The sequence below is a fragment of the Massilia phyllostachyos genome (assembly GCF_021044825.1).
GTDB lineage: Bacteria > Pseudomonadota > Gammaproteobacteria > Burkholderiales > Burkholderiaceae_D > Telluria > Telluria phyllostachyos.
In genome coordinates, this window is record NZ_JAJNOC010000016.1 from 23,714 (window position 1) to 31,351 (window position 7,638).

The window sequence follows — 7,638 nt, forward strand, 5'->3', positions numbered from 1 at the left end:
CGCCGCCCGCCTCGCGTGAGCCGGCATTTCCCAGCAAATGACAATCACAATTTCCATTGACTGCATGGGCGGCGACCACGGCCCCTCAGTTACCATTCCGGCAGCCATCTCTTTCCTAAAAAAACAAGCCGACGTTCACCTGATCCTGGTGGGCCTGGAAGATACTATCCGCGCGGAGCTCAGGAAGCACCATGGCGAAGGCCATTCCCGCATCACCATCAAGAACGCCACCGAAGTCGTCACCATGGACGATCCGATCGAGATCGCCCTGCGCAAGAAGAAGGATTCCTCGATGCGCGTGGCGGTCGAGCTGGTGAAGGACGGCAGCGCCAATGCCAGCGTTTCGGCCGGCAATACCGGCGCCCTGATGGCCGTCTCGCGCTATGTCCTCAAGACCATGGCCGGCGTCGACAGGCCGGCGATCTGCTCGGTCATGCCGAACCAGAAGGGCGGCCCGACCTATATGCTCGACCTCGGCGCCAACGTCGACTGCGAGCCGCACCACCTGCACCAGTTCGCCATCATGGGCTCGGTGCTGTGTTCGGCCATGGAGGGCAATCCGCGCCCGACCATCGGCCTGCTGAATGTCGGCACCGAAGAGATCAAGGGCAATGACGTGGTAAAAGCCACGGGCCTGCTGCTGAAGGCCGACCACGAACGCGGTAAACTGAATTTCCACGGCAACGTCGAAGGCAACGATATCTTCAAGGGCACGGTCGACGTGGTCGTTTGCGACGGCTTCGTCGGCAACGTCACGCTCAAGGCCATCGAAGGCCTGTCGCGTTTCGTCAAGTCGGTGTTCACCGAGACCGTCCTGTCGATGGCCGGCGCGCTGCTGGCGCGCAAGTCGCTGAAGAAACTGAATCCCGAGCGCTACAACGGCGCCAGCCTGCTGGGCCTGAAGGGCCTGGTGTTCAAGAGCCATGGCGGCGCCAACGCCTATGCCTTCGAATGGGCGCTGCAGCGCGCCTACCAGGCAGCGAAATACGATGTACAAGAGCAGCTGTCGGCCCTGATCGCCGAACTGATGCCGACGTCGCCCGGCCAGGCAAGCCAGGCTTAAACCAGAGCAGGATGGTGGAGAGATGACTGTCTATAGCAAGATCACCGGTACCGGCAGCTACCTGCCGGCCAAACGGGTCACCAACGAACAACTCGCCGCGCAGCTGGCCGAGCAGGGGATCGAGACCTCCGACGAATGGATCGTGACCCGCAGCGGCATTTCCTGCCGCCACTACGCGGCGGCCGATGAAAACGCGTCCGACCTGGCCGCCCACGCGGCGCGCAAGGCGCTCGACGCGGCGGGCAGGGGCCCGGGCGACATCGAACTGGTGATCGTCGCCAGCTCGACCCCCGACTTCCACGGCAGCTTCCCGAGCACCGCCTGCATCGTGCAGCAGAAGCTCGGCATGGCCAACAATTCCGCCGCGTTCGACGTGCAGGCCGTGTGCAGCGGCTTCGTCTACGCGGTCTCGACCGCCGACGCCTTCATCCGCGCTGGCGTCTACAAGCGCATCCTCGTGATCGGCGCGGAAGTGTTTTCGCGCATCCTCGACTTTACCGACCGCACCACTTGCGTGCTGTTCGGCGACGGCGCCGGCGCCGTGGTGCTGGAAGCGTCCGAAGAGCCGGGCATCCTGACCACCAAGCTGCACGCCGACGGCAGCCATGCCGACATCCTGTCGATCCCGGGCAATCTGGCCGGCGGCGCGGTCGCCGGCAGCGGCTTCCTCTATATGGACGGCCCGGCGGTGTTCAAGCTGGCCGTCACCGTGCTGGAAGAAGTGGCCAAGGAAGCGCTCGAACACGCGCAGATGCAGCCGTCGGACGTCGACTGGCTGATCCCGCACCAGGCCAACCTGCGCATCATGAAGGGCACGGCCAAGAAGCTGGGCCTGCCGATGGAAAAGATGGTCGTCACCGTCGACCAGCACGGCAACACCTCGGCCGCCTCGATTCCGCTGGCGCTCGATGCAGCGGTGCGCGATGGCCGGATTCAAAAGGGCCAGAATGTGCTGATGGAAGGTGTCGGTGGTGGCTTTACCTGGGGCGCGATTCTCGCCCGTATGTAATAGCGTTACCGATGCATTTGTAGGGTGGGCCTGGGCGGCCCCGCGGGCCTCCGCCCACGCGTTCAACTCCCGGACGCTCCGTGGCAATGCATGTTATTCCCGCCCACCCTACGAAACCGTGGCAACCCATGCATTGCGGTGAGCCACACGTATTCGATAGAGAGAACAATAATGAGCAAATTCGCATTCCTGTTTACGGGCCAGGGCGCCCAGGCCGTCGGCATGCTGAACGGCTTCGCCGGCAACCCGGTGGTCGAGCAGACCGTCGCCGAAGCGTCGGACGCCCTTGGCTTCGATCTGGGCAAGCTGATCGCCGAAGGCCCGAAGGAAGACCTCGACCTCACCACCAACACCCAACCCGTCATGCTGACCGCCGCGGTCGCCGTCTACCGCGCCTGGATCGCCGCCGGCGGCCCGGCGCCGAACCTGGTGGCCGGCCACAGCCTGGGCGAATACTCGGCCCTGGTTGCCGCCGGTGTGATCCAGTTCAAGGATGCCGTGCCGCTGGTGCGCTTCCGCGCGCAATCGATGCAGGACGCGGTGCCGGTCGGGCAGGGCGGCATGGCCGTCGTGCTGGGCCTGCAGGCCGACGACGTGCGCGCCGTCTGCGCGGAAGCCGCCCAAGGTGAAGTGGTCGAGGCCGTTAACTTCAACGAACCGACCCAGATCGTCATCGCCGGCCATGCCGCCGCGATCGACCGCGCCTGCGAGATCGCCAAGGCCAAGGGCGCCAAGCGCGCCATGAAGCTGGCGGTGTCGGCGCCGTTCCACTCCTCGCTGCTGAAACCCGCATCCGACCGTTTGCGCGAGTACATGGAAACCATCGAATTCTCCGCGCCGCAGATCGACTTGATCAACAATGTGGACGTCGCTATCCTGCACGATCCGGCTGCGATCAAGGACGCGCTGGTGCGCCAGGCCGCGGGCCCGGTGCGCTGGGTCGAGACCATGCAGAAGATGGCGGCCGAGGGCGTGACCCAGGTCATCGAATGCGCGCCGAGCAAGACCCTGATCGGCATGGCCAAGCGCATCGACGCGAATCTCGTCGGCGAGGCGCTGGTCGACCAGGCCGCGCTCGAGCGCGTGCTGGAAGCGGTCAAGGCCGCCTGAAACGACGATATATCCATAAGAAGAGGAACAGCATGAATCTGGAAAACCAAGTCGCCCTCGTCACCGGCGCATCGCGCGGCATCGGCAAAGCGATCGCGCTGGAACTGGCGCGCCAGGGCGCGAAAGTGGTCGGCACCGCCACCAGCGAAGCCGGCGCGGCGGCGATCACGGAATACCTGGGCGAATTCGGCGGCAAGGGCGTGGTCCTGAACGTGACCGACGCGACCAACTGCGATGCCGTCGTGAGTGACGTGCAGAAATCCTTCGGCAGCCTGTCGATCCTGGTCAACAATGCCGGCATCACCCAGGACAACCTGGCGATGCGCATGAAGGACGAGGAGTGGGATTCGGTGATTTCGACCAACCTCACCGCCGTCGGCCGCCTGTCGCGCCTGGTGCTGCGCGGGATGATGAAGGCCAAGCATGGCCGCATCATCAACATCACCTCGGTGGTGGGCGCCTCGGGCAACCCGGGCCAGATGAACTACGCCGCCGCCAAGGCCGGCGTGGCGGGCATGACCCGCGCGCTGGCGCGCGAGATCGGCAGCCGCAACATCACCGTCAACTGCGTGGCGCCGGGCTTCATCGATACCGACATGACCAAGGCGCTGGGCGAAGGCCAGCACGAGGCGCTGCTCACGCAGATCCCGCTGGGCCGCCTGGGCCAGCCGGAAGACATCGCCCATGCGGTGGCCTTCCTTTCGGGTCCGCAGGCCGCATATATCACGGGCACCGAGCTGCACGTGAATGGCGGCATGTACATGAATTGATGCGTAGAATCGAAGCGACAGCGCCGATGCACGCATATATGCGAAGTTAATCGGGCGTATTCGCTTCTTTTAGCAGTAATTTCGGTGGAAATAGCTGCAATCGCCGAAAGTAGTTTTTCAACGCGCAAACCTGATAAAATGCGCGCACTTTCCGCAACACATACCTAATGGAGCCATAACATGTCGGATATCGAACAACGCGTTAAAAAAATCGTCGCTGAGCAACTGGGTGTTGCAGAAGCAGACATCAAAATCGAATCCTCGTTCGTTGACGACCTCGGCGCTGACTCGCTGGACACCGTGGAACTGGTGATGGCACTGGAAGACGAGTTCGAAATGGAAATCCCTGACGAGCAGGCTGAGAAAATCACCACCGTCAAGCAAGCCATCGACTACGCAACCGCGCACGTCAAGGCCTAAGCAGTCGCTGTCGCTTTAAAAGTTTCTGGGAGAATCGCTTGAGCCGTTCACGCAACCGCCGTGTCGTCGTTACCGGCCTGGGCTGCATTTCACCAATCGGCAATACCATTGCCGAGGCGTGGGACGCGGCGCTGGCCGGTAAGTCGGGCATTGCCAACATTACCAAGTTCGATGCCTCGCAGTTCACGACCCGTTTCGCCGGCGAAGTGAAGAACTTCGTCGTCGAGGACTACCTGCCGGGCAAGGAAGGCCGTCACATGGATAGCTTTATCCATTACGGCATGGCCGCCGGCATCCAGGCCCTGCAGGATTCGGGCATCGTCGTGACCGAGGAAAACGCGGACCGCATCGGTGTGACCATCGGTTCGGGTATCGGCGGCCTGCCGATGATCGAAGCCACCAAGGAAGAGTACACGGCCAAGGGTCCGCGCCGGATCTCGCCGTTCTTCGTGCCGGCATCGATCATCAACATGATCTCGGGCGATCTCTCGATCAAATTCGGCCTGCGCGGCCCGAACCTGGCGATCGTCACCGCCTGCACCACCGGCCTGCACTGCATCGGCGCGGCGGCGCGCCTGATCGAATACGGCGATGCGGACGTGATGGTGGCCGGCGGCGCCGAGTCGACCGTCTCGCCGCTGGGCCTGGGCGGCTTCGCCTCGGCACGCGCGCTGTCCACCCGCAACGACGACCCGACCACCGCGTCGCGTCCGTGGGACAAGGACCGCGACGGCTTCGTGCTGGGCGAAGGCGCCGGCGTGATGGTGCTGGAAGAGTACGAACACGCGGTCGCACGCGGCGCCAGGATCTATGCGGAAGTCATCGGCTTCGGCATGAGCGCGGACGCCAACCACATCACCTCGCCGGTCGAGGATGGCAGCGGCGCAGCCCGTTGCATGGTGGCGGCCCTGCACAACGCCGGCATCAATGCCAGCGAAGTCCACTACGTCAACGCGCACGGCACCTCGACGCCGCTGGGCGACGTGGCGGAAGTGCGCGGCATCAAGCGCGTCTTCGGCGACCACGCCAAGGGCGGCCTGGTCGTGAACTCGACCAAGTCGATGACCGGCCACCTGCTGGGTGGCGCGGGCGGCCTGGAATCGGTGTTCACCGTGCTGGCGATCCACAACCAGGTGTCGCCGCCGACCATCAACATCTTCAACCAGGATCCGGAGTGCGACCTGGACTTCGTCGCCAACACGGCGCGCGACATGCGCATCGACTACGCGGTGAAGAACTCCTTCGGCTTCGGCGGTACCAACGGTACCCTGGTGTTCGCAAAAGTCTAAGCATCCGCTTGAACTGAAGACGCCCGTTCCGGTCTAACCGGAATGGGTGTCCTCCAGCCTCCGTCGTTCGGTCCTGCGCTTTTCTCCTCCAGTTTTTCCCGCCTGCGGCCCCGGCCCGCAGCGCCTCGTGCCGTCCCTTCACCACCATGTCGATCGCGCTGAGCGTCGTCGTTGCGCCTTCGCGCCGGCTGCGTTTGCTCGCGGGCGGCTTCGGCGCGTCGCTGCTCGGCGCGGCGCTCGCCGTCGGCGCGCCGGCGCCGCTGCGCTTTACGGCCGAGACCGTTGTAGCGGCCGCGCTGCTGTTCGCCGGCCTGTGCCTTTTGCATGCAGCGCTGCGTCCTGCAATGGTGCATCGCATTGATATTTCTGGAGTCGGTCGGATACGCCTGACGGTACAACAAGATCTGCGGCCTGAAGCGGCCGGCGGCACCCATGTCGCGCTCCTGCCGGGGTCGACCTTGTGGCCGCGGCTGATGCTGCTGCGCTTCGGGCCGGTGGGCGCGGTGGACGAGCCCGGCATGGGTGGCGCCGGGCTGCTGCAGCGTTGGCGCGCCGGGCCTTGCGTGGTCGTGCTGCCTGACAGCGTGGCGCCGGAGGCCTTCCGCGCACTCGCGGTGGCGCTCGGCGCGGTGGCGGGGCAGGGCGGGGCGCCGGCAATCGAACACGAAATACTTTGAACTTATTGCAGCGGGCCAACTCTTATTGCAGGAGGACCGTTGCAGCCGACGGGGCATGGTCCGTGACGACAGAACGCGAGGGTGATCAGGTGTTGGTGGAGCGCGTCCAGGCCGGCGACCGGGGGGCGTTCGACCTGCTCGTGGCGAAATACCAGCGTCGCTTGATGCGCCTGGTGTCGCGCCTCGTCCACGATCCGGCCGAAGCCGAGGACGTGGTCCAGGAGACCTTCATCAAGGCCTTCCGCGCCCTGCGTCATTTCCGCGGCGATTCAGCCTTCTATACCTGGCTGTACCGCATCGGGATCAACACGGCGAAGAACTTCCTCGTCACCCAGGGCCGCCGGGCGCCGACCTCCACCGAGGCCGACGCCGAGCGGGCCGAAGGGTTCGAGGATGCGGACAGCCTCAGGGATATCAACACGCCGGAGTCGGTACTGGCGAGCAAGCAGATTGCGCATACGGTGAATGCGGCGATGGAAGCCCTGCCGCTGGAATTGCGCACCGCAATCGTGTTGCGTGAAATTGAAGGATTGAGCTACGAGGAAATTTCCGAAGTGATGTCGTGTCCGATTGGCACCGTGCGCAGCCGTATCTTTCGCGCACGTGAGGTAATCGCCGAGAAATTGCGCCCATTGCTCGATTACCCGGTTGACAAACGTCGCTGAGTAGCGGGATCGTAGAAGGGACGGCTATATTGAACATATCGACGATGGCGACGGGCAAGAAGATGGACACGAACAAGAAAATGCGCGACTACATATCGGCCTTCGCCGATGGCGAATTGCCGGACACCGACCTCGAGCTGGCCCTGGCGGCCCTGCGCGAGGCCGACGGGCGCGAAGCCTGGCGGCTCTACCACGAGATCGGCGACGCCCTGCGCGCCGAGCCCGCCGCCCCCAGCCTGTCGCCGGGCTTCGCCGAGCGCCTGGCGGCGCGGCTGGCGGCGGAACCCACGCCGCTGCGGCGCGGGGCGGGGAAGGCGGCCTTGCCGACGGATGCGCTGGCCAAGATCGCGCCGGGCGTCGTTGCCGGGGCGGAGCCGGTGAATGGCGCCGCGGCGGAAGTTGCGCAGCCGGTGACCACACTGGCGCCGCTGGATGGGCTGGCGAAAGCTGCGAAACGCGTGTCGTAGGGGGTGTGAAAAAACCGCCAGGGCGGAATTTTTCACACCCTCGTAGGGTGGGCGGTCCTGTTTGGCACAGGGACATAGGTAACACATGTCTAGAGACATAGGTTACACACGTCAGCCCATTTTACCGTGCAATGCGCAGGTCGATTTCGCCGACTTGCCGATTGCAGA

The 7,638-nt window shown here is 64.4% G+C and carries 9 protein-coding genes; all 9 read left to right on the forward strand.

Annotation, left to right across the window (positions count from 1 at the left end; genetic code table 11):
• Nucleotides 1–37 precede the first annotated feature (37 nt).
• Nucleotides 38–1,063: a phosphate acyltransferase PlsX gene (plsX, locus tag LQ564_RS25225; protein ID WP_231060880.1), complete on the forward strand. Its 1,026-nt coding sequence runs from the start codon at nt 38–40 to the stop codon at nt 1,061–1,063.
• Nucleotides 1,064–1,085: 22 nt separating this feature from the next.
• Nucleotides 1,086–2,072 carry a beta-ketoacyl-ACP synthase III gene (locus LQ564_RS25230; RefSeq protein WP_231060881.1) on the forward strand — a complete coding sequence of 329 codons (987 nt, stop codon included), beginning with the start codon at nt 1,086–1,088 and terminating at the stop codon, nt 2,070–2,072.
• Between the two features lie 171 nt (nt 2,073–2,243).
• The gene (gene fabD, locus LQ564_RS25235; protein ID WP_231060882.1) at nt 2,244–3,182 is read left to right on the forward strand and encodes an ACP S-malonyltransferase; all 939 of its coding nucleotides are present in this window, start codon (nt 2,244–2,246) and stop codon (nt 3,180–3,182) included.
• 32 nt (nt 3,183–3,214) lie between these two features.
• Nucleotides 3,215–3,952, forward strand: coding sequence for a 3-oxoacyl-ACP reductase FabG (gene fabG / locus LQ564_RS25240; protein WP_231060883.1), 738 nt, complete (start codon nt 3,215–3,217; stop codon nt 3,950–3,952).
• Nucleotides 3,953–4,132: 180 nt separating this feature from the next.
• The gene (gene acpP, locus LQ564_RS25245) at nt 4,133–4,372 is read left to right on the forward strand and encodes an acyl carrier protein (RefSeq protein ID WP_020653257.1); all 240 of its coding nucleotides are present in this window, start codon (nt 4,133–4,135) and stop codon (nt 4,370–4,372) included.
• Between the two features lie 38 nt (nt 4,373–4,410).
• Nucleotides 4,411–5,661 carry a beta-ketoacyl-ACP synthase II gene (fabF, locus tag LQ564_RS25250; protein ID WP_231060884.1) on the forward strand — a complete coding sequence of 417 codons (1,251 nt, stop codon included), beginning with the start codon at nt 4,411–4,413 and terminating at the stop codon, nt 5,659–5,661.
• Between the two features lie 146 nt (nt 5,662–5,807).
• Nucleotides 5,808–6,338 carry a hypothetical protein gene (locus LQ564_RS25255; RefSeq protein ID WP_231060885.1) on the forward strand — a complete coding sequence of 177 codons (531 nt, stop codon included), beginning with the start codon at nt 5,808–5,810 and terminating at the stop codon, nt 6,336–6,338.
• 62 nt (nt 6,339–6,400) lie between these two features.
• Nucleotides 6,401–7,003, forward strand: a complete 603-nt coding sequence (gene rpoE / locus LQ564_RS25260; RefSeq protein ID WP_231060886.1) for an RNA polymerase sigma factor RpoE — start codon at nt 6,401–6,403, stop codon at nt 7,001–7,003.
• 80 nt (nt 7,004–7,083) lie between these two features.
• Entirely contained in the window at nt 7,084–7,470 is a 387-nt protein-coding gene (locus LQ564_RS25265; protein WP_231060887.1) for a sigma-E factor negative regulatory protein, read from the forward strand.
• Nucleotides 7,471–7,638 lie beyond the last annotated feature (168 nt).

Bases quoted from the DNA above. Each gene is read 5' to 3' on its own strand.
- LQ564_RS25255 (WP_231060885.1), top strand. From the start codon at position 5,808: ATGTCGATCGCGCTGAGCGTCGTCGTTGCGCCTTCGCGCCGGCTGCGT.
- plsX (WP_231060880.1), top strand. From the start codon at position 38: ATGACAATCACAATTTCCATTGACTGCATGGGCGGCGACCACGGCCCC.
- LQ564_RS25230 (WP_231060881.1), top strand. From the start codon at position 1,086: ATGACTGTCTATAGCAAGATCACCGGTACCGGCAGCTACCTGCCGGCC.
- acpP (WP_020653257.1), top strand. From the start codon at position 4,133: ATGTCGGATATCGAACAACGCGTTAAAAAAATCGTCGCTGAGCAACTG.
- fabD (WP_231060882.1), top strand. From the start codon at position 2,244: ATGAGCAAATTCGCATTCCTGTTTACGGGCCAGGGCGCCCAGGCCGTC.
- fabG (WP_231060883.1), top strand. From the start codon at position 3,215: ATGAATCTGGAAAACCAAGTCGCCCTCGTCACCGGCGCATCGCGCGGC.
- LQ564_RS25265 (WP_231060887.1), top strand. From the start codon at position 7,084: ATGCGCGACTACATATCGGCCTTCGCCGATGGCGAATTGCCGGACACC.